The organism is Paraburkholderia sp. JPY419 (genome assembly GCF_050435705.1).
Lineage (GTDB): Bacteria > Pseudomonadota > Gammaproteobacteria > Burkholderiales > Burkholderiaceae > Paraburkholderia > Paraburkholderia youngii.
Genome location: NZ_JBNDKV010000003.1, coordinates 815,135 through 834,333, shown reverse-complemented (window position 1 = coordinate 834,333; position 19,199 = coordinate 815,135). Strand labels below are relative to the sequence as shown.

The window sequence follows — 19,199 nt, the reverse complement described above, 5'->3', positions numbered from 1 at the left end:
CGCCGGCGGCACCGAAACGACGGGGACGAATGCAGATGACGTTTTCGTGGGTGATGCGGCCTTGCACGGACCCAGAAGGTCGATGGCCACGCCATCGATCACTGCTGCCGCAGGCGCCGTCTCGTGATGCTCAGCACAGGCTCCTGTGGTGCAGGCGAGATGCCTTTCTCCCGCTCCAGCAGGTATTTTGTGATCCATTTACGTAGCAGATTGGCGATCTCGCTCTTCAGGTCGGCGACTTGCACTGTGTTTGCGCTTGTGGCGATCATAGGGGATGGCAACGCGTTCGCCGATATAGGAGCCTTGACAGCTAAATCCATGCCGAACGATTCTCCGCTGGGCGCGCGCTGGCTAGAGGCAAGTGATCATCGCATACCTCGCCGAAGACTTAACACGCCGCTTTGGCCGCGAGATCGGCCGGGCCAATCTGGCTAGCATGCGCGACTTCCATCTCGCCTCGCCCGAGGGAGAGATTTTCCAGACAGTGTCTGGAAAATCGGCGGCTCACCGCGATCACGCGGTACCTCAATGCCGTCTAGTGCAGTCTCGTGCTGTCATTCAGTGATTTCACGGGCCATCTCAAATACCAAAGATCCGGCTTGACGGAACGGTGGCTATCGCGCGTATCTCGCTGCGCCTCAGACAATACCTGGTTCCTCTGCTTGCAGCAGGCTCTTTTTCCCGCATGCAGGTTAGCGGCCGTTCGCGAATATACGGTGGCTGACGACACTTTGTCACGTTTCCGTCTCTTATCGCGCAGCACGAGGACGCAGGCGCAGACGTGTCGAACGCCCACCCGACTATGGGAATTCATTCGGCACATCGGGGAGTAGCAATGTTCTGGGGCCCCACGGGCAAATCCAGTTGGCTTAAACGGCCCCAGAAGGGCGACAAGCGTTTGAAGCGGATCTTCTATCAGTCGGCATTTGCATCCATGCGCTGTCCCAAGAGCGCTGCCTTCAAACGTAAAAAAGCGAAGCGCCATCATCAGATCATCATTGCTCTTGCCAGGAGGCGTGTGAAAGTACTGTCGGCAATACTCCACAACAGGAATCCAATGCCCGAACGGCTGCCGCTTGCTTGACAAAATCATTAGGCCGTCTCTGCCTTTGGTCTGGCTAGAGTGAATCAATCCCGTGCCGGCACACCAAGGTTCGTTGAGCCCCCATATCGCGTGCGCCCACCACTAAAATCCAGAAATGCTCGCAAACAATATAATCTTTAGTATCAATTTATTGCTGCCTTTCCCTTGGTACATGCACCTAACCATGTGGCACCATCCGACTCAGCTGGCGGCGAAGCGTTGCGGGTCTTCGGAGATCCAATCCGTGGCCTCGGTTGCCTGTTTTCCCTCCGCCGTGCCGATGGCCGAACTGCCGTGGCATACCGACGCCTTCGCATGCGTCGCTCCGATAGGAGAAGGCACTAGCGAAATTCGGCGAGTGCAGCTGCGGACGGGGTAGGGAAGATGACTTCTAAGTCGCAGTGCTTCGTCATGAATGAGATGCAGTCCTTCGGGGAATGGAAGAGTTACTCCTCGAACTAAGAGATGGCTTTACCTTCTTCGCCCGGCAGAAGCGACTCCAGATCGATGATGATGACCTTTATCTCGACTTGCTGTTCTGTAACCGGACGCTTAGAGCGTGTTAGGAACTTCGACTGAGACCTGGTATCCTGGCGGGATGAAAAGAACCGACCGCAAAGGGTATCCGACAGATGTGTCGGATGAGGAATGGAGTTTTGCCGCGCCGTATCTGACGCTGATGGACGTTGACGCGCCCCAGCGCAAATACGAACTGCGCGACATGTTTGATGCATTGCGCTGGATGGCTCGTGCCGGCGCGCCGTCGAGGATGCTGCCCAATGATTTCCCGCCGTGGGAGCTGGTGTATCAGCAGACTCAACGCTGGCTGCAGGCTGGCTGCTTTGAGAGCATGGTGAGCGACCTGCGCTCGGTGATACGCGTGGCACAGGGCCGTCGGGGACAGCCCAGCGCGGTCATCCTCGATGGCCGCACGATACAGTCGACCTGCGAGAGCGGCCCGCGTGCGGGCTATGACGGTTATAAGCGGCAGCGCGGTAGCAAGGTACATATTGCAGTGGACACGTTGGGACAGTTGCTGGCGGTGCACGTGACCCCCGCCAATGAACAGGAGCGCGCACAGGTAGCGGAGCTTGCGCGGCAGGTCCAGCAGGTAACGGGACGAACGGTCAAGGTGGCATTTGCCGATCAGGGATACACGGGCAAGGAGCCAGCGCAGGCTGCATTCGACGAGGGCATTGACCTTCAGGTGATCAAACTCGAAGAAACGAAAAAGGGTTTCGTTCTGCTCCCCCGCCGGTGGGTGGTCGAGCGCAGCTTTGGCTGGCTCAACCGTTTCCGGCGTCTCGCACGTGACTATGAACGGCTTCCCGAAACTCTCGCTGGGCTTCATTTCGTCGTCTTCGCAATGCTCATGCTTGTCCACGCCGTGCCAGTACTTCAAAGTTCCTAACACGCTCTAAACGCTTCGTGGCGGTTGCTTAAAGATTGATGCTTTCAAGGCAGAATAGAAAAGCCACATGGAGCTCTATCTTCGCTGGTTACTCAAACATGAGAAAGCTCGCAATGAGCAACGACCTATTCGTGCTCCCTTTTACGTCCAAACGCCAGCTCACACTAAGGTTGATAAATTGTAATTTTAGTGCGTTACGTGGGTATTTAGTCCGTCCTGAACAATTCGTTTTGCCGAGCACCGTAGTTACGGGGATTGAAGCCGAGCAAGTCGGTGGTTGAACAAGGCGGTCAGAATGAAGGCGCAAAGAAGCCGCAGCTTCCTGAGGATCATCCGTAGATTGTGTCCTGCGCCGCACATCACCGCGTGCATCGCGTCGCCGAGCGCACCCTTGAGCCAGTTGCGATCGAGTTTTCCGTCTGTCTTCATGTGACCGATTGCTGGCTCGATTGCGCTGCGCCGTCTGATCATCGCGCGTAGTCCGCGTGTAATGCCCCGCCGCAAGCCCGGGTGGTAGATCTTCACACCATCGACGGCGACACCCTTGTAGCCACGGTCGACGATGGCGACCTCCGGCGTGGCGTCGCACAGGATTGCCGCCTGCTCCAGCGCTTCAGCCAGGGTGTGCCCGTCGTACGGATTGCCTGGCATCGAGCGCATGCCAACCACCAGTCCTTCCTTGTGGGTCGTCGCGATCGAAACTTTCACCCCGAACTCGTACGGCTTGCGCGCCTTGCCCTTGGCCAGGCACTCGACTTCCGGTGCATGCAGCGCATAAAGCTTGTTCTTGTCCTTCGGCTTCTGCGCCAGAATGCGTCTCGTGCGGGCGATCAGTTCCGTTAATTCAGCGCAGCCTAGGTCGGCCACCTGGTTGACCTGCCGCTCCACATCGCGCATCACCCGTCCAACGCGCGAGCGCAGCGTGCGCAGCGCTTTCCTCATGCGTTTGTACTGTTTCGCGTGAGCGTAGCGGCCAATCTGCAGCGCCAGATGCGGCGCCTCGCGGTTGTAGTTCTGCCTCAGTTTCAGACCGTGCCGTGCCGCGGCTTTCACCAGATGTTCGCGACACCGTTCGAGCAGGCGCGAATCGGTTGGGTGGGCGATCGCCTTCTCCATGACGGTCGTATCAACAATCACGCGCTTGACGCTCGAAGCCTTGATCACGCCAGCGCGTTTTGCTGCTTCGATCGTTTCGGCCAGCAACTCTTCAACGCCGGCTTCGCCCATTCGCTTGCGCCAACGCGTCAGGCTCGATGGGTCGATCGGAGGTTCGGTCTGCAAGTAGGTCTCGCCGGTGAACACCTGCCAGTACGGGTTCTCTACCCATTGCCAGACGACCTCTTCGTCGGACAGGTCGAACGCGTGCTGCAAATACAGCAACCCGGCGATCAGCCTCGGCGATGTCGCCGGTCGTCCCTTGCGCGATACAAAGCTTTCGCTCATTGATGCGCCCAGTCGCTCCCAGTTGATCAGGTCGGCCAAACGTATCAACGGATGCTTCAGGTTGATCTGTTCGCGCAGCGGCTGGCGGAAAAAATCTCCCTCCGTCACAGGCGTCTTCGGACCCATTCGCACCTCGTCGAAAAATGCAGGATTCTCACGTTAATGTGCCAGGATCCTGCAAATCTCACAACACCAATTCGGCCTCAAAGCTCTGCCACGCAAGGCTCTCCGAATTGATCAGGCTCGACTATTTATCGAAGCAACACTCAAGTGCGACGGTCAGATTTCAAACAATGGTCGCTGCATCTGCCTTGCACATGAACGCTGCACAGTCGCTATTCATCGTCTCTATGAGGCTCTCGGCTATGCCGATATCGTCCATCAGAAACTGCTTGTCCGGAAGACGATGTACACGCAGACACTGAGGTTCGGAGGTTCTTCTACTGATCGAAACCGACGCGTGTCTTTACCGCACATAAGTATAAGGACTATGTAAAGTGTGGTAGGCACGAGCGAATTCAGCGGCTTCACCGATCTTTGGCTTGTTCTTCGAGATGATTTGGTGTTTTTCTGGTTCCTGACCTCGTCAAACCGAGTTCGAGCATGACCTTCCCACTGCGCTCGATCTCTAATGTCGACGTTCTTATACATCGTTTGCGATCTTAGCCGCAGACCAGCGACGTCGATCAAACGGAAACATAAAGTAGTCGCGCACGGTGAGGGGCTCGGGTTGATTGCGAAGGCCCACTTCGGGCCATTCGTCCCGTTTCGGCCAGTATGCCGTGCTGAAGATCGTGTCCCAGATGGTCGTAAAGAACCCGTAGTTCCGGTGCCGGTGATGCGGCTGAGTTGAGTGATGAATTCGGTGGAACTGACCGTCTCCGATGATATATCGCAGAGGCCCAAGGTTGATGCGCGTGCTGGAGTGTGAGAGGTGCGCCTGAAAGGTAATGAGGGTCATGGCAGCAGCCGGCACCACGCCAGACTCGAAGTGGATCAGCGCGAGCGGTAATGCTACAAACAAGGCGTAGATAACCGGCTCGGAAATGTGATGATTGCAATTCCACGCTGTCAGTTCGCGAATCGAGTGATGTGTAGCGTGCAAGCGCCAGAGGAATGGCACGGCGTGCTGTGCACGATGCATCCAGTAGTAAAAGAAGTCACCGGCAATTGCGACCAAAACGCCTGAAAGGATGGCGAAAGCCGTCTTGATAACTGCGTTGTCAGAGTGAAGCACTGTTGAAATATTGACCGTCAGGAGCGGCTTGACGCCTAACCATTGCAAGCCCACAGCGTACAAGTGCCAGATTAGCGCGCCGCATCCAATCCGAATCGCCCAGTTCCGTGCGCCGCGAAGGTACGATGCGAAGCTGTATCGATGAGCCGGAAAGAATAGCTCGAGCGCGCTGCACACGGTCGCGAAGATCGAAACCAACTTAAACGAATTCAAAAGAAAGTCGGTCATTTGATTGACATCGAGAACATGCATTGATTTGCTCCGTCGAACAGGCCAAATACGCTGCCCTTTTGTCGGCACGCAAGATATAAACCCTGTGTCGTCTTCGTTAGGCGGTTACAGGGCGAAAGGCTATCGATTGCCAGCACGGTACGATAAATCAGGTCAATCATTCGGGAAGATAGTGCATCTCTATCCGACAACCCAGATAGGTGTCTCTCCCAAGCTAAATTAACCGTGACGACTCGCAGCGTTCGGTTGGTACAGTCTACTCGTTGACAACACGGGCTGGATGGTAAGGATTTTCTGAAAATATTGTCGTCATAGGTGCAATAAGATTCATTCGCGCGATTTTGCCAGCGGCCAACTTGTCACGCCGCGCGTCTGCGAAACTTCGTTCTTGCCGATCTGAGTTATGCAACCGCATCCGTGGTCTGCTGAGCTTTGAAAGCATCCCGAGAAAACTGCTTTCGGGAGACAAAACAAATTGAGGAATGACGATGACTGCGGTCATCCAAGTATTCGAACAGTCCGCCTTCGCGTCCTGATGGGTCCCCTCGGGCGGCGTGAATGTTCGGTCGTCGAGCCGATGAAGAAGCTTTCCGTTGGGCGGGGCATTGACGTTAGGCGAGATTGTCCGGCCAGGAGAGGCGGGTACAGTCCGCTGCTGATAAAGCGCTCAGGCAACAATGAATTGGAAAGCATTCCTCGCAATAGAGTCTGAATGTAGCGTGGGCTCGACCACGAGCGCGGTCGACGGCTGCTGCAGCGAGGGCGGGACTGGAGACCTCATTGCTCGATCGACGCCGTAAGGGGATGGATTATTCAAAGCTCCCGGCGAAGGCAACGCGACTAGAGACCTGATGATCCAAAAGCATTCTCAGTCTCCCGATACCTATCGCCGCAAACGGATCAACAGATCCGCGGCAACTGCTCGCCCGAAAGCCAGTCGACGATGCGCCGTCCGCCGATTTTCGTTTCGATCTGCACGAAGCCGTGCGCGTCCTCGACCACCTCACCGATGCACACCGCCGCCGCGCCCAAAGGATGTGCGCGCATCGCGGCGAGCAGTTGCGGCGCGTCGGCGCTTGCGCAGATTGCAACCAGCTTGCCTTCGTTGGCGACATAAAGCGGATCGAGGCCGAGCAGTTCACACGCCGCATCGACTTGCGGTAGCACGGGAATTGCGCGCTCCTGAATGCGCATCCCGACGCCCGACTGGCCGGCGATCTCGTTCAGGGTTGTGGCCAGTCCGCCGCGAGTCGGGTCGCGCAGAACGCGCACACCGGGCGCGACGGCAACCATGTCCGCCACGAGCGTATGCAGCGCGGCGCTGTCCGAGCGGATCTCCGTGTCGAAGCCCAGGCCCTCGCGTAGTGACATGATCGCCACGCCGTGCTCGCCGATAGTGCCCGAGAGCAGCACAACGTCGCCGGGCCGCGCCTGCGCGCCATCAATGTGAATGCCCGAGGGCACGACGCCGATCCCGGTCGTGGTGATGAACACGGCATCGCCCTTGCCGCGCTCGACGACCTTGGTGTCGCCCGTCACGATCGGAGCGCCGCAAGCGCGCGACGCAGCAGCCATTGACTCGACGATGCGGAGCAGATCCGCCAGCGGGAAGCCCTCCTCCAGGATGAAGCTCGCGCTGAGATACGAAGGCCGTGCGCCCGCCATCGCGATGTCGTTGACGGTGCCGTGCACGGCGAGGCTGCCGATGTCGCCGCCGGGAAAGAACAGCGGCGAGACGACGTGCGCGTCGGTGGTCATCACCACGCGCTCGCCGGGCCCGGGCGCAAGCTGCGGAATGGCGGCCTGGTCGTTGCCCTGGCGCAGCCATTCGTTATCGAAGGTTGCGACGAACAGCTCGCGGAGGTCAATTGCGCCGATGCGCGGCCACCCGCGCCGTGGCCCATGTGGATGCGGCCGTCGCGAAAGTCTAGGGGCCGCACGTAGGCGGGCTTCACCGGGGATGTGTGGACTGGGCTCATGCTTTGACGACTCGAATGTCCTTAAAGCGACCATAAGAAAAATGCGCGGCGCAAGAGCCTTCGCTGGACACCATGCACGAGCCGATGGGATTCTCGGGCGTGCAGACCGTGCCGAACATTGTGCAGTCGCGCGGGTGTTTTAGACCTCGCAGGATCGCCCCGCACTCGCATTTGCGGTGATCGGCGACGGGCCGGTACAAGAGTTCATAGCGGAGTTCGGCGTCGTAGCGCGCGTACTTCGGGCGAATGCGCAGCCCGCTCAATGGGACCTCGCCCAAGCCGCGCCACTCGAACGACTCCCGCGTTTCGAACACCTCCTGCATGAGCGCCTGCGCGGCCGCGTTGCCCGCGCGCGTGACGGCGCGTGCGAACTCGTTCTCGACCTCCGCGCGGCCATCGTTGACCTGACGCACCAGCATGAGGATCGCCTGCAGCACGTCGAGCGGTTCGAACCCGGCAATCACGACCGGCTTGCGATACCTCTGCGCGAAGGTCTCGTAAGACGCGGAGCCGATCACAACACTCACGTGCGCGGGGCCGACGAAGCCGTCGAGCAGCACCGCGTTCGCGTCGACGGACGGCTCGGCGAGTAGATGTGTCATCGCCGCGGGCGTGAGTACATGGCAGCACAGCACGCTAAAGTTTTCCGCGCCGCAGTCTGCCGCTTCGCTCACGACGAGCGCGGTAGGCGGCGTAGTGGTCTCGAAGCCGATTGCGAAAAAGACGACTTCGCGTTCCGGATGCTCGCGCGCGATGCGCAGCGCGTCGTGCGGCGAATACACAAGGCGGATGTCCGCCCCGCGCGCCTTGGCCCGCTGGAGCGATAGACCGCACGAGGCAGGCACGCGCATCGTGTCCCCATACGTGCAGAGGATCACGTCGTGTTCGAGCGCGAGGCGAATCGCGAGATCTATGCGCCCGATCGGCAACACACAAACCGGGCAGCCGGGACCGTGGATCATCAACACGTTACCGGGTAGAAGATCGGCGACGCCGAAGCGGGAAATCGCGTGCGTGTGACCGCCGCAGAACTCCATGAAGTGATAGCGGCGTTCGGTCAGCGTCTCCGCCTGGATGCGTCCAGCAATGCGCGCGGCGAGTTCGCCGTCGCGGAATTCGTCGACGTACTTCATTGCGTCGTTCCGGATTGGACGATGGGTGCGTCGCCAAGCGACCGAGCGACCTCGCTGAACAGCGCGAGCGTGCGCTCGGCCTCTTCGGGGTCGATCATGCCAAGCGCGAAGCCGACATGCACGATCACGAAGTCCCCTAGGCGCACCTCGGGCACGAGCGCGAGTGAGACCGTCTTGCGAACGCCCCCGAGATCGACGACGCCCGTTTCGGCGTCGGACCAGTCGATGAGCCGTGCCGGCATGGCTAGACACATAGACTGACTCCTCGTGCGGTCGTAGGCATGGACAACATCTGCGGACCATATGCGGCAACCCAAGCCTGGCCAAGCGCTAGCCCGGCGTCGCCGCAGGGCACCGTGTCGGGCATGAGGGTGTGCACGCCGTGCGCCGCGAGCGACTCTCGTAGATGCGCGGTGAGCAGCCTGTTAGCAAAGCAGCCGCCGCCAAACAGAACGGCGCGCCCCTGCGCGGCAAGCGCGGCCCATTGGGCGAGCGCCTCGGCCAGCGCAACATGAAAGACGGCCGCGCCGTACGCGGCTTCGCCGGCGTCCGCGAGCATGAGCAACTTGACGAGGAGCGGACGAAGGTCGAGCTCGCCGTTGTCCGCGATTCGCCACAGGGCCGCCACATCGGGGGCCTTGTGCGCGACGAGGTAGCCGCTCGCGAGCCTTTCTAGCGCGATGGCCGCCTCGGATTCGGCGCGCTGGCGCAGACACACGCCGAGCAGTCCCGCCGCCGCGTCGAACCAGCGACCCGCACCGGTGCTAGGCGGGCAATTGAGGCCGCGCGCGAGCATGACGCCGACCGTGCGCGCCGCGGTCGCGCCGACGGCGGCCGAGAGCCGCGGCTCGATTTCGTCGCTGCGCCCGAGCGCGTGCAGGGCGGCGGCGGCCATTCGCCAAGGCTCGCGCGCCGCGACGTCGCCGCCGGGCAGCGCGAGCGGCGTGAGACTGCCGAGGCGCTGCCAGCAGGCGGGAGCCACCTCCAGCAGCTCACCGCCCCATGCGGCGCCGTCCGTGCCGAAGCCCACGCCGTCGAGCGCGAGGCCGATCACGGGCTCGCGCAGCCCATGCTCTGCCGCAACCGCGCCAATATGCGCGTGATGATGCTGGACGCCGACGGTCGGCACGCCAAGCCGCTCACCCAATTCGAGCGCGACGCGCGTGCTGTAGAAGTCGGGATGCAGATCGTGCGCGATCATGCGCACGGGCTGCCCCGCGCGCTCGGCGCTCTCAACAAGCGCCGCCACCGATGTGTCGAGCGCCACACAGTGCTCCGGATCGTCGAGATCGCCGTGTAGCATCGACCAGTGAACGTCGCCGCCGATGCACAGGCACGCAGCGTTCTTCAGCCATGCGCCGGTGGCGAGCACCGTCTGTTCGCCGAGGGTATGGGGTAGGTTCTGCACACGCGCCGTCATGCCTCGCCTCCGGCGCGATGCTTTCGCGCATGCTGCGCCGCAAGGTTGCTCTCCAGCACGCCAATGCGCTCGGCAATCGAGTCGCGCGCACTCGTGATCCAGTCGAGCCACGCATCGAGGCCTTCGCCGGTCGTGGCCGAGAGCCAGATCACTTCGAGGAACGGATTCACGCGGCGCGCATACGCGATGCACTGCTCGACGTCGAACTGTACATAAGGCAGCAAGTCGATCTTGTTGACGATCATGAGGCGCGCGGCGGCGAACATGTCGGGATACTTGAGCGGCTTATCTTCGCCCTCCGTTACCGAGATGATCACGACCTTCGCCTCCTCGCCGAGGTCCCACAGCGCGGGGCAGACGAGATTGCCTACGTTCTCGATGAAGAGCACGCTGCACGGGACGTCGTGCGTGAGCGGTACGTATTCACGCTCGTGCTTTTGGTCATGGTAAAGGCGATGATCGTGCAACGGAAGCCGTCCGAAGGCCGCGGCGATCATCGCGGCGTCGAGATGGCAGCCCTTTCCCGTGTTCACCTGGATCGCTGGCGCACCGGCCGCGCGGATGCGCTCGGCGTCGTTTGCCGTCTGCTGGTCGCCCTCAATCACACCGATGGGCAAGCTGGGTATGCGCTCGCGCAGCGCGGCGATCGACGCACACAGCAGGGTCGTTTTCCCCGAGCCCGGGCTCGACACTAGATTGAGCGCACGCACGCCATGCTGCGCGAAGTGCCGCCGGTTAACGGCGGCATGGCGATTGTTTTCGCCTAGCACGTCGTGCTCGAGCTTGATGGTGCGGCCCTGGTCTAGGCCGGGCACCGTGAGGCCCGCGGGCCCGAGGCCGTAGTGCAGATCTTTGCCCGGTGGCGTCCGGTGGGAGTGGGAATGAGTGTCGGACTGGCCCTGCGCATGCGCGCACTCGTGCCCCTGAGCGGTGTTTTGCCGATCGCCTGTGGTGGTGCACCCGCATCCTATGCACATGTTGCTTCTCCTTGCGCTAATCCGATGATTGTCAGGCATCGTCGACGATCAGATCGACGATGCGCAACTCTGTGCCGCCGTTCGGCTGGAGCCAGTAGCCGCCGCAGTGCGCGCAGGGGGCGCCCCGCGTGGCCAGCGCCACGGTCGCGTTGCAGTTCATGCACCATGCGCTTCCCGAAGGTTCGTCGATCTCGACGCGTGCGCTGCAAAGGCAGGTGCCGGGCGCGATCGCTTCGAGGGCGAAGCGCAGCGTCTCGACATCGACGCCAGCGAGGCGTCCGACTTCAAGCCTCAGCACCTTCACGCGGACAAAGCTCTCACGCTCGGCTGCCGCTTCGACCAACGCAAGCACGCCGCCGGCCAGACTTACTTCATGCATACCTTGGCTTCCATTCAGCTCAGTATTCGGGGCCTTGTCTCGATCCTTGTGCTCACGCCCCGTCCGTGTCGACCACATAGGCGACACACGGATCGAACGCGCCCATCCACGCGCCTACGCGCGCGGCGAACGTTCCATCGCCGCACGCCGGATCCAGTCGCGACAAGGCTTGCGCGAGCGTGCCTTGGCCGTGGAAGTTCCACTCAGTCGGCGCGACCACGCGATAGTCCTCGATGCGCGCCGCATCGCCTCGCGCGAGGCGCACCCAATGGAGCAGCACGCCACGCGACATCTCGCACCAGCCGAGCGCCTCGCCGGGCGCGCACGTTCGCGCGCCAAAGCGAAGCGCACTTGGCCCGTCGTCGCCCGCTGCCAGCCGCGCCACCTCCGCGACGCGCGCGCCAATCCGCAGCCAAGGCGTGTCGTATTCCAGCGCGCGCGGATCGTCGCTACGTGTCCACACGCCGGTCTCCGCGGGCAGGCCGCGTTGTACGGGCGCGTGCGCGAACACCGGACTCTCGGCAATCGCCGCGGCCAGTTCGCTTAACCGCGTTTCGTCGATGATGAGCGGCCGCGGCGTAGCGCGCATCGTATCGGCGTGCGCGCGGCAGGCTGCCAGCAACCGGGCCGGGAACGTCGCGGCTCGTGCGCACCACGCCGCTAAGCAGCCACGCGGATCGTCCGTCCAGTGCGCGAGCCACTTTTGCGCAGGCATGCCCAGAACGTGCCGCTCCAGCCAGTCGGAGGAGTCAACCGACTCGACGTCGGGCAGCGTATGCGGCGCGGCGGCGGCCAGCCGCACCGGCCAGTCGGTCCACATGCAGCGAAGATGCACGGCGAGCGTCTCACGCATGAGCATTGCGGCATGAGCGGCGTTGGTCACATCGTCGCGTTTGTGCTCCGCTGAAGCGCCCGCTGCGCCGACGGCAAGTTCTGCGCAGAGCCTATGCGCGAGTCCGCACAACGAGAACAGCGCCGACAGCCGCGCCGCAGCGGTTGCTACCGGTTGCCCGCGCAGCAGCGCGGCGGCCAGTGGTGGGCGCCCGCCCGTAATGCTGTCGTGCCGGCCGGGGCGCACCCGGTACTGTGCGGCCAATGCTGCCAGCATCGCCGCAGTCATGGAGCGCTCCCGAACGCGGCCGGCCGCAGCAGGTGCGCATGACGCGACACGCGCGCGACACCGCCCGATGTGGCGCTCTTCTGTCTGGGGAATTCGAGCATCGGCAAAAAGAGCGAGCAGCACGCATAGGCTCTGACGTCTTGCGCGTGCGCGCCGAGCCATTTGCAATCGACGTCGCCAACGCGCAAGTGCGCTTTGCCGGCCGGCCGCGGACATTCCACCGAGTTCTGCACCGCGCCGGGTAACGAGAGGGGCCTCATGGACCATGGCGTGATCGGCATCCCGAACCAACCGCATCGGGCCCCGGTCTCGCCGCGCACCGGCTCAAAGCCGGTCCCCTCGATACGCAAGGCGAGTTTCACGACCGGCATGTCAGGCATCGCAGTGGTTGCGGCCGTTTCGAAGTGCGCTACAAGCGTAGCCCCCCTTGGATCGCCGTGTATGACCTTTCGCTGGATTGCACGCACGGTCAATCCGCGTCCCACAAAAACCACGACCTGATCCGGCGCGCGGCCATAAACGCGGCAGCGCCCGTGCGCCTGAAGCGCCGCGAACGTCGCGTGCGGAGGAATCTGCAAGACCGGATCGCCTTGTTCGGGATGGTGGATCCACCAGCAGAACTTGCATTCGACGCACGTGTGCGTCGCGATTGGGCTACTGGCACCGAGATGGCAGCCCTCGAATTGCTTCGTTCGCTCGTCCATCGTCACGCCTCACCCATCCAGTCGATCAACTGGCTCAAGCGCTCGCGCGAATCCGCGAGGTCTTCCGGCGCGGCGCGCACGACCTCTGGCAGATCGGTGATCTCGATCGTGTTCAGGATCAGCATGTCCTGCGAGTTGAAATATGCAACACGCCAGCAGTTCGCGATCGCCGTGCCGCCCACCCGGCAATTTCCGTAGCCGCGCGACAAGATCTGCACCGCACCTTCGCCCAGCACGGCGTCGATCAGTTGCTGATCCTCCGGCGACAATGGCAGGAGCGTTAGGTTGATGATGTGGGGCGCATGCCCGGCGCGCCAGCGCGCGGCGGAATCGCGTACTTCGCTCAGGATCGACGGCGCGTTCATCACGTCGAGCGGCAGCATGTCCGGCAACGGCATCATCGGCTGCGCCGGGTCTTTGGGCTGGGCAAGCATCGCGGGGGCCGTGCCGATCTCGAGCCGGTCGACCGGGCGCGCGCCATTCCGCTCGACTACGCGCCACAGGCCGGCAAACACAGTCTCCTGGATCAGCCCGCCGCTCCGCTGCGCGCCGTCGACGCGCGCGCTGACCTCGCCCTCGCTCAGCACGTTGTTGAGAACGCGCAGCGTTGCTCGATCGTACGGCGTCAGATCGATGGCTTCGGACGGCGTACCAGGTTCGTATGCCGCCAGTACGCCTACTACGTTGCGAAGCACGCCGCGCGCGCCGTCGAGTGCCCGCGCATCGCAGCGCTCAGGCAGCGTCGGCGCCACATAGATGCGCATGCCTTGCGGCATCGGCAGATAGTCGAGCACCGCATCGCTCTCGGCTTGGTTGCCCGGGCGGAAAGGCGCGACGGGAATGGGAAATGGACTCATGGACACGATCAACTACCCCAAAGATTGATCGACAATTCGTGACAGCCGGGCGAAGCGCCGACGGTGCGGCCGGGAATGCCGACCCATGGCGTCCGCGTAGTCGGCTGCCCGAGCGCATGTGCGACGTTTGCCACATAGTCATTCCAGTCCGTCATACTGGAGAGCCTCGTGACATAAGCGCCGGCGTGCAGCCACAGCAACGTGGACCACGGCCACCGCCACACGCGGCGCGCGAGCTCGGGCAGCACCACGGCCACGTCGAGGAAGTCGGGAAAGCGCGTCCCGTCGGCCGTGAGCAGCGCTACGCATTCGCCGCCGTCCGCAATCCAATCGTCTACCTTTCGTTCGTCCACGGACACGGCGTGTCTGCCATCAGTTAGCCGCTCCACCACGGACGTCGCGTCAAGCGCGGTACCGTTCGTATTTGTCATGGCGATTCCTCGGAGGACCCGTGACGGCCATGCGCCGGTTGCGCGCCGGAGGTCAACCGGGTCAAATCGTCCACGCCGAGCGCGGACGGCAATTCAAAATTCGGGCTCGCTCGGGCCATGGCGGCATCTCCCTCCAGCGCCAGTTCCACGAGCGAGAGCGTCGCGTCGATTTCTGCCGCGCGTGTCCCGTCGAGCTTTTCGCGCGCCGTGTCGAGAAAAACCAGCAGCCATTCACCGGCGCTGCATGGACCAACTAGCGAAGTGTCGATCCGGCGGTGGCCGCCGCGTCCGTGGCACAGCGCCCGCAAGCCCTGCACCTCGACCACCCGCATCGGCACGCCTATACACACGACGGCGGCTCCTCGCGGCGCATGCGCAGCAGCACGCGCTCGTCGCCGGTGCGGCACGCATCGGCCTCGCTGGGCCGCTCGCCTTCGTAGCGCGAAAGCGCGAGATGCGGCAGCGTGACCGCATCGTCGGCATGTAACGGGGTGTGGCGCGGCGTGGGCTCTCCGCCCCATGCGGCAAGGCGCTCGAGGCCAAGTTCGAGCGCGCGCTCGAGCGATGCTTTAATGGCGGGTCGCAGGCTGCCACCGAAATCGGCCACTTCGTCCGGCTGGCAGCCGATCAGCAGCACGCGGCGTGGATACCGGCCTGTCAGGCGCGCGAGCATCAGTACCTCCTGGAAGCCGGTCTGGTGCAGGCTCATCTTGCGCACGCCGAGGAACGCCGGTACGTCGTCATCCTCAACGATCTTCAGCGTGCCCGGCGCGAGACCGTAATCGACCGCGTCGAAAATGAGCAGACTGTCGGCCGTCTGGACGTACTGGACCAGACACAGCCCTTGCGTGCCGCCGTCTATGAGGCTCACGTGCGGGGCGAACTCGAAGTGCTGCTCAAGCGCCTCGATACAGCGCACGCCAAAACCCTCGTCGGCCCACAGCAAGTTGCCGATGCCGAGTACGACGATGGCAGGCACGCCGGTTTGTGGGCAAGTCAGCATTGCAACCTCACTTCCTGAAGGTACGGTAGCCCGATATCATCGTGCCGACCATGTTCTGGCGGGCCATGATGTCTTCGCGGATCGCCATATAGACATGCACGATAACGAACATCATGATCGCCCACATGCCGAGGCGATGCCACGTGTGCACAGTCTGCGACTGGCCGATCAGCGTGGATACCTGGCCAAACGCAATCTGCTGCCAAGAGCCGGCCTGCGCGCCTTCGCCATACAGTGCGAAACCGGTCACGATCATGAAGAGTGAGATCAGCAAGAACACGAAAAACATCGCAAATCGCGATAACGGATTGTGCCCGCTGAACTGGCGCGGTGTGGGCCCGAGGAACGAGTAGTAACGCAGCATGGCGAGCATGTCCATCCAGTACTCGCGCGAGAATACCGGCACCCAGAACATTTCGCGCGCATGGCGATTGCCGACAATCGCCCAATACGCGCGGCCCGCAAGCCCGATTGCGAACAGGTAGGCCGCGGTGAAATGCACAAAGCGGATATAGCCCATCAGAAAATTCGCGCTCGCCTCGCCGGGCTGTGTGAGAAGCGGGGCGCCGATAAGATAGCCGGTCAACGCCAGCACGACGATCGACACTGCGTTGATCCAGTGCCAGACGCGTACCGGCGCTTCGTACACGTAAATTGCCTCGGTGGACGAAACAAAGTCAGCCGCCTTTTCGCATCGAGAATACGATTGCATCGTCATCATCCTTTCCTGCCGCGCGGCGCCGGCGAGCGCAGGCGCTGTGGCGGCCTGGTGGGGTTATCGCACAGTCACGGCGGTCATTTCCGCACCGTCCGCGTTCATCACGTGCGTCGAGCAAGCCATGCAAGGGTCGAACGAGTGCAGCGACCGCAGAATCTCGACGGGCTGCTCGACGTTCGCCACGGGCATGTCCATGAGGCTCGCTTCGAACGCGCCGATCTGCCCTTTCGCGTCGCGCGGGCTGCCGTTCCAAGTGCTCGGAACGACGCACTGGTAGTTCTCAATGCGACCGTCCCTGATCCTGATCCAGTGGCCGAGCGCGCCGCGCGGCGCGGCGACCGCGCCCACGCCCTTCGCCTCGGCTGGCCACATCGAAGGGTCCCACTTGTCGAGGTTCGCGGTCGAGGTGTCGCCGTTGCGGATGTTTTGTAAGAGGCTTTGCCAGTCGTCCGCCATCATCTCGGAGCAATACTCCGCTTCAAGCCCGCGGGCGAGCGTGCGGCCGATGGTGGTCGGCAGCAGTTGCTTCACGCCAAGCGAGCTTTCCGGCAAGCCGAGCAGCTTTGGCATGCCCTGGTTCACGGCAAGGAGGGAGGCCTCAATCTGTTCCTTCATACGGCCGCAATGCGGATTGCTCTGCTCCGCGTGTGCGTAGCCGAGGATGTAGCGCGCGAGCGGTCCGACTTCCATCGCGTGCCCCCGCCAGCGCGGCGACTTGATCCACGAGTACTTTGCGCTCTCGTCGATCGACTCGATTGCGGTGCGCGTGCCCTTCGTGTTAGGTCCGAGCTCGTAGTGCGGTTCGGTAATGCCGTCCCAAGGATGCAGCCCGCGGTAGTTGTCAGGGTATTGATACCAGGAGTGGGCGACAAATTCCTGCACTTGCTCGGGGTCGCGCGGATCAACCGGCAGGAGCGTGTTCCAGTCGCCGTTGATGATGGCTCCGCCCGGCATCTGGTTGGTGGATGGGTTGTAGTTGACGAGCGGATACGCGCCGTAGTCCATCACGTTGGTTGCGGCCAGGCCGCCGCCATGCAACCAGCCGCGTGCTTTGTAGATCGTGCCGATTGCAAGCAGATCGGGCACATAGACGTTGCGGCAGAAGGTGATCGCATCGTCGATGAGCGACTTGACGAAGTTTAGGCGCTCGATGTTGATGGGTGCGCCGGCCGCTAGGTCGCTGCCGATATTGATCGCGCAAGGCACGCCCCCTACGAGGTAGTTCGGGTGCGGATTCTTGCCGCCGAAGATCGCGTGGATCTTGACCCACTCCTTTTGCATGTCGAGCGCTTCGAGATAGTGTGTCACGGCCATCAGATTCGCTTCCGGCGGCAGCACGTACGCGGAGTTGCCCCAGTAGCCGTTCATGAACGGACCGAGCTGGCCGCTTTCGATGAACTTGCGTAGACGGGTCTGCACATTGCGGAAATAGCCCTGTGACGACATCGGATGCGCGGGCGAGATGCGCTGTTGCAACTCGGACGTTAACTTGGGGTCGGCCTTGAGTGCCGACAACACGTCGACCCAGTCGAGCGCGTGCAGGTGATAGAAGTGCACCACGTGGTCGTGCACTTGCAATGTCTTCGACATGATCTCGCGGATCAGGTGCGCGTTGGGCGGAATGCGGATGTCGAGCGCGTCCTCGACCGCGCGCACGGATGCGAGCGCGTGACATCCCGTGCATACGCCGCAGATACGCTCGACGAGCGCCCATGCGTCGCGCGGGTCGCGCCCCTTGAGAATGACTTCAAGGCCACGCCACATGGTGCCGCTGGAAACGGCGTTGCGGATCACGTTGTTCGAATCAACATTGACCTCGACGCGCATATGGCCTTCGATGCGTGTGACTGGATCGACGACGATCCGGCGTCCGTTCCTACCGAGCTGAAATCCTGGGTTCGAAATGGCTGTCATGGTTGCTTTTCTTTTGCGGCTTCCTGTGCTTGTCGGCTGCACCCCGACGCGAGTTGTAGCTATTGGCCGTCGCGGTCGTCCATAGAGTCCTGCTTCGACCTGGCGTGCTGAATTGCCGAAGCGGCTGCATGCGCAGCAGTGGCGGCGCCCACCACGACGGCCGCGGTAGCGCCGATCTTGTCGGCGTTCGTTTCGACTCCGAACTGATCGATCCGGGTGAGCCGATCGTAGAAGGAGCCCTTGTCCCAGAATCCTTCCTCAGAGCAGCCGATGCAGCCGTGGCCCGCCTGAATGGGGAAGCTCGTGCCGCCGTTCCAACGCACGGTCGAGCAGGCGTTGTAGGTCGTCGGGCCCTTGCAGCCGACCTTGTAGAGGCAGTAGCCGCGCCGTGCCGCCTCGTCGTCCCACGACTCGACGAACTGGCCCGCGTCGAAATGCGGACGGCGGTAGCACTTGTCGTGAATGCGCTGGCTGTAAAACATTTTCGGACGGCCTTGGCGATCCAACTCCGGTATCCGGTCGAACGTGAGCATGTAGGTGACGACGCCCGTCATCACCTCGGCGATCGGGGGGCAGCCTGGCACCTTGATGATCGCCTTGTCGGTGATCACCTTGTGGATTGGCACCGCCTGCGTCGGGTTCGGCGTGGCCGTCTGCACGCAGCCCCACGACGCGCACGACCCCCACGAGATCACAGCCTTCGCGTCCTTCGACACACGGCGCAACTGATCGACGAATGGCTTGCCGCCGATAATGCAGCTCATACCGTCTTGATTCAGCGGCGGATTGCCTTCGACGGCGAGGATGTAGTTGCCACGGTACTTCTCCATCACGTTTTCGAGGATCGCCTCGGCCTGGTGTCCCGCGGCAGCCATCAAGAGGTCGTCGTAGTCGAGCGAGATCATTGAAAGCATCACGTCCTTCGCCAGCGGGTGCGCCGAGCGGATGAACGACTCTGAGCAGCAGGTGCATTCGAGTCCATGTAGCCAGAGCACCGGCGTGCGCAGTTTGGTCTCCATTGCGTGGACAATCTTCGGCATGAACGCAGGCCCGAGGCCGAGCGACGTTGTCGTCAGCGAGCAGAATTTGAGGAAGCTACGGCGCGAGATCCCTTGGCGTCGCATGACTTCATAAAACGTTTCGATCACTATGTGGTCC

General features: G+C 62.2%; 19 protein-coding genes and 2 pseudogenes. 3 read left to right on the top strand and 18 right to left on the bottom strand.

The window, feature by feature from the left end; all coding sequences use genetic code 11:
• Positions 1 to 98: 98 nt before the first annotated feature.
• Positions 99 to 320 carry a hypothetical protein gene (locus QFZ91_RS27575; RefSeq protein ID WP_429569048.1) on the bottom strand — a complete coding sequence of 74 codons (222 nt, stop codon included), beginning with the start codon at positions 318 to 320 and terminating at the stop codon, positions 99 to 101.
• 515 nt (positions 321 to 835) lie between these two features.
• Here QFZ91_RS27575 and QFZ91_RS27570 point away from each other — a divergent pair.
• The 3 genes and pseudogenes from QFZ91_RS27570 (at position 836) to QFZ91_RS27560 (ending at position 2,495) form a co-directional block, all read left to right on the top strand.
• On the top strand, positions 836 to 1,084 hold the full coding sequence (locus QFZ91_RS27570; protein ID WP_176369628.1) for a hypothetical protein: 249 nt from the start codon (positions 836 to 838) through the stop codon (positions 1,082 to 1,084).
• Positions 1,085 to 1,503: 419 nt separating this feature from the next.
• A pseudogene (locus QFZ91_RS27565) lies at positions 1,504 to 1,641 on the top strand (PDDEXK nuclease domain-containing protein); the annotation flags it as partial.
• Positions 1,642 to 1,682: 41 nt separating this feature from the next.
• Positions 1,683 to 2,495: an IS5 family transposase gene (locus QFZ91_RS27560; RefSeq protein WP_429569047.1), complete on the top strand. Its 813-nt coding sequence runs from the start codon at positions 1,683 to 1,685 to the stop codon at positions 2,493 to 2,495.
• Between the two features lie 246 nt (positions 2,496 to 2,741).
• Here QFZ91_RS27560 and QFZ91_RS27555 read toward each other — a convergent pair whose 3' ends face one another.
• The 17 genes and pseudogenes from QFZ91_RS27555 to QFZ91_RS27475 all read right to left on the bottom strand — a co-directional run bounded on the left by QFZ91_RS27555 (position 2,742) and on the right by QFZ91_RS27475 (position 19,186).
• Positions 2,742 to 4,064, bottom strand: coding sequence for an IS5 family transposase (locus tag QFZ91_RS27555; protein WP_429522490.1), 1,323 nt, complete (start codon positions 4,062 to 4,064; stop codon positions 2,742 to 2,744).
• 517 nt (positions 4,065 to 4,581) lie between these two features.
• The gene (locus QFZ91_RS27550) at positions 4,582 to 5,427 is read right to left on the bottom strand and encodes a sterol desaturase family protein (RefSeq protein ID WP_176369629.1); all 846 of its coding nucleotides are present in this window, start codon (positions 5,425 to 5,427) and stop codon (positions 4,582 to 4,584) included.
• A gap of 879 nt (positions 5,428 to 6,306) precedes the next feature.
• Positions 6,307 to 7,385 (bottom strand): annotated as a pseudogene (gene hypE, locus QFZ91_RS27545) (hydrogenase expression/formation protein HypE).
• On the bottom strand, positions 7,382 to 8,518 hold the full coding sequence (hypD, locus tag QFZ91_RS27540) for a hydrogenase formation protein HypD (protein WP_368718863.1): 1,137 nt from the start codon (positions 8,516 to 8,518) through the stop codon (positions 7,382 to 7,384). Before hypD ends, hypE begins: the two are co-directional and overlap by 4 nt.
• Positions 8,515 to 8,772, bottom strand: a complete 258-nt coding sequence (locus tag QFZ91_RS27535) for a HypC/HybG/HupF family hydrogenase formation chaperone (RefSeq protein ID WP_176369633.1) — start codon at positions 8,770 to 8,772, stop codon at positions 8,515 to 8,517. Before QFZ91_RS27535 ends, hypD begins: the two co-directional genes overlap by 4 nt.
• A complete protein-coding gene (locus tag QFZ91_RS27530; RefSeq protein WP_429569046.1) occupies positions 8,763 to 9,938 on the bottom strand; it encodes a carbamoyltransferase HypF in 1,176 nt (391 codons plus the stop codon). The genes QFZ91_RS27535 and QFZ91_RS27530 overlap by 10 nt, the downstream gene beginning before the upstream one ends.
• Positions 9,935 to 10,915 (bottom strand): hydrogenase nickel incorporation protein HypB, encoded by a 981-nt coding sequence (gene hypB, locus QFZ91_RS27525; protein WP_429569045.1) that lies wholly within the window; start codon positions 10,913 to 10,915, stop codon positions 9,935 to 9,937. The genes QFZ91_RS27530 and hypB overlap by 4 nt, the downstream gene beginning before the upstream one ends.
• A gap of 31 nt (positions 10,916 to 10,946) precedes the next feature.
• Positions 10,947 to 11,294 (bottom strand): hydrogenase maturation nickel metallochaperone HypA, encoded by a 348-nt coding sequence (locus QFZ91_RS27520; protein ID WP_018435798.1) that lies wholly within the window; start codon positions 11,292 to 11,294, stop codon positions 10,947 to 10,949.
• A gap of 52 nt (positions 11,295 to 11,346) precedes the next feature.
• Positions 11,347 to 12,414, bottom strand: coding sequence for a nickel-dependent hydrogenase large subunit (locus tag QFZ91_RS27515; RefSeq protein WP_429569044.1), 1,068 nt, complete (start codon positions 12,412 to 12,414; stop codon positions 11,347 to 11,349).
• Complete coding sequence (gene hybE / locus QFZ91_RS27510; protein ID WP_429569159.1) at positions 12,411 to 13,118, bottom strand: [NiFe]-hydrogenase assembly chaperone HybE; 708 nt, start codon at positions 13,116 to 13,118, stop codon at positions 12,411 to 12,413. Before hybE ends, QFZ91_RS27515 begins: the two co-directional genes overlap by 4 nt.
• Before the next feature lie 2 nt (positions 13,119 to 13,120).
• Positions 13,121 to 13,975, bottom strand: a complete 855-nt coding sequence (locus QFZ91_RS27505) for a hydrogenase expression/formation protein (RefSeq protein ID WP_429569043.1) — start codon at positions 13,973 to 13,975, stop codon at positions 13,121 to 13,123.
• Between the two features lie 8 nt (positions 13,976 to 13,983).
• A complete protein-coding gene (locus QFZ91_RS27500) occupies positions 13,984 to 14,406 on the bottom strand; it encodes a hydrogenase (RefSeq protein ID WP_176369639.1) in 423 nt (140 codons plus the stop codon).
• Entirely contained in the window at positions 14,403 to 14,756 is a 354-nt protein-coding gene (locus tag QFZ91_RS27495) for a HypC/HybG/HupF family hydrogenase formation chaperone (RefSeq protein WP_429524061.1), read from the bottom strand. The genes QFZ91_RS27500 and QFZ91_RS27495 overlap by 4 nt, the downstream gene beginning before the upstream one ends.
• Positions 14,747 to 15,409: a HyaD/HybD family hydrogenase maturation endopeptidase gene (locus tag QFZ91_RS27490; protein WP_176369641.1), complete on the bottom strand. Its 663-nt coding sequence runs from the start codon at positions 15,407 to 15,409 to the stop codon at positions 14,747 to 14,749. Before QFZ91_RS27490 ends, QFZ91_RS27495 begins: the two co-directional genes overlap by 10 nt.
• 7 nt (positions 15,410 to 15,416) lie before the next feature.
• Positions 15,417 to 16,127 carry a Ni/Fe-hydrogenase, b-type cytochrome subunit gene (gene cybH, locus QFZ91_RS27485; protein WP_217910943.1) on the bottom strand — a complete coding sequence of 237 codons (711 nt, stop codon included), beginning with the start codon at positions 16,125 to 16,127 and terminating at the stop codon, positions 15,417 to 15,419.
• A 57-nt stretch (positions 16,128 to 16,184) separates the two neighbouring features.
• Positions 16,185 to 18,041, bottom strand: coding sequence for a nickel-dependent hydrogenase large subunit (locus tag QFZ91_RS27480; RefSeq protein ID WP_429569042.1), 1,857 nt, complete (start codon positions 18,039 to 18,041; stop codon positions 16,185 to 16,187).
• A gap of 59 nt (positions 18,042 to 18,100) precedes the next feature.
• Positions 18,101 to 19,186: a hydrogenase small subunit gene (locus QFZ91_RS27475; protein WP_429569158.1), complete on the bottom strand. Its 1,086-nt coding sequence runs from the start codon at positions 19,184 to 19,186 to the stop codon at positions 18,101 to 18,103.
• Positions 19,187 to 19,199 lie beyond the last annotated feature (13 nt).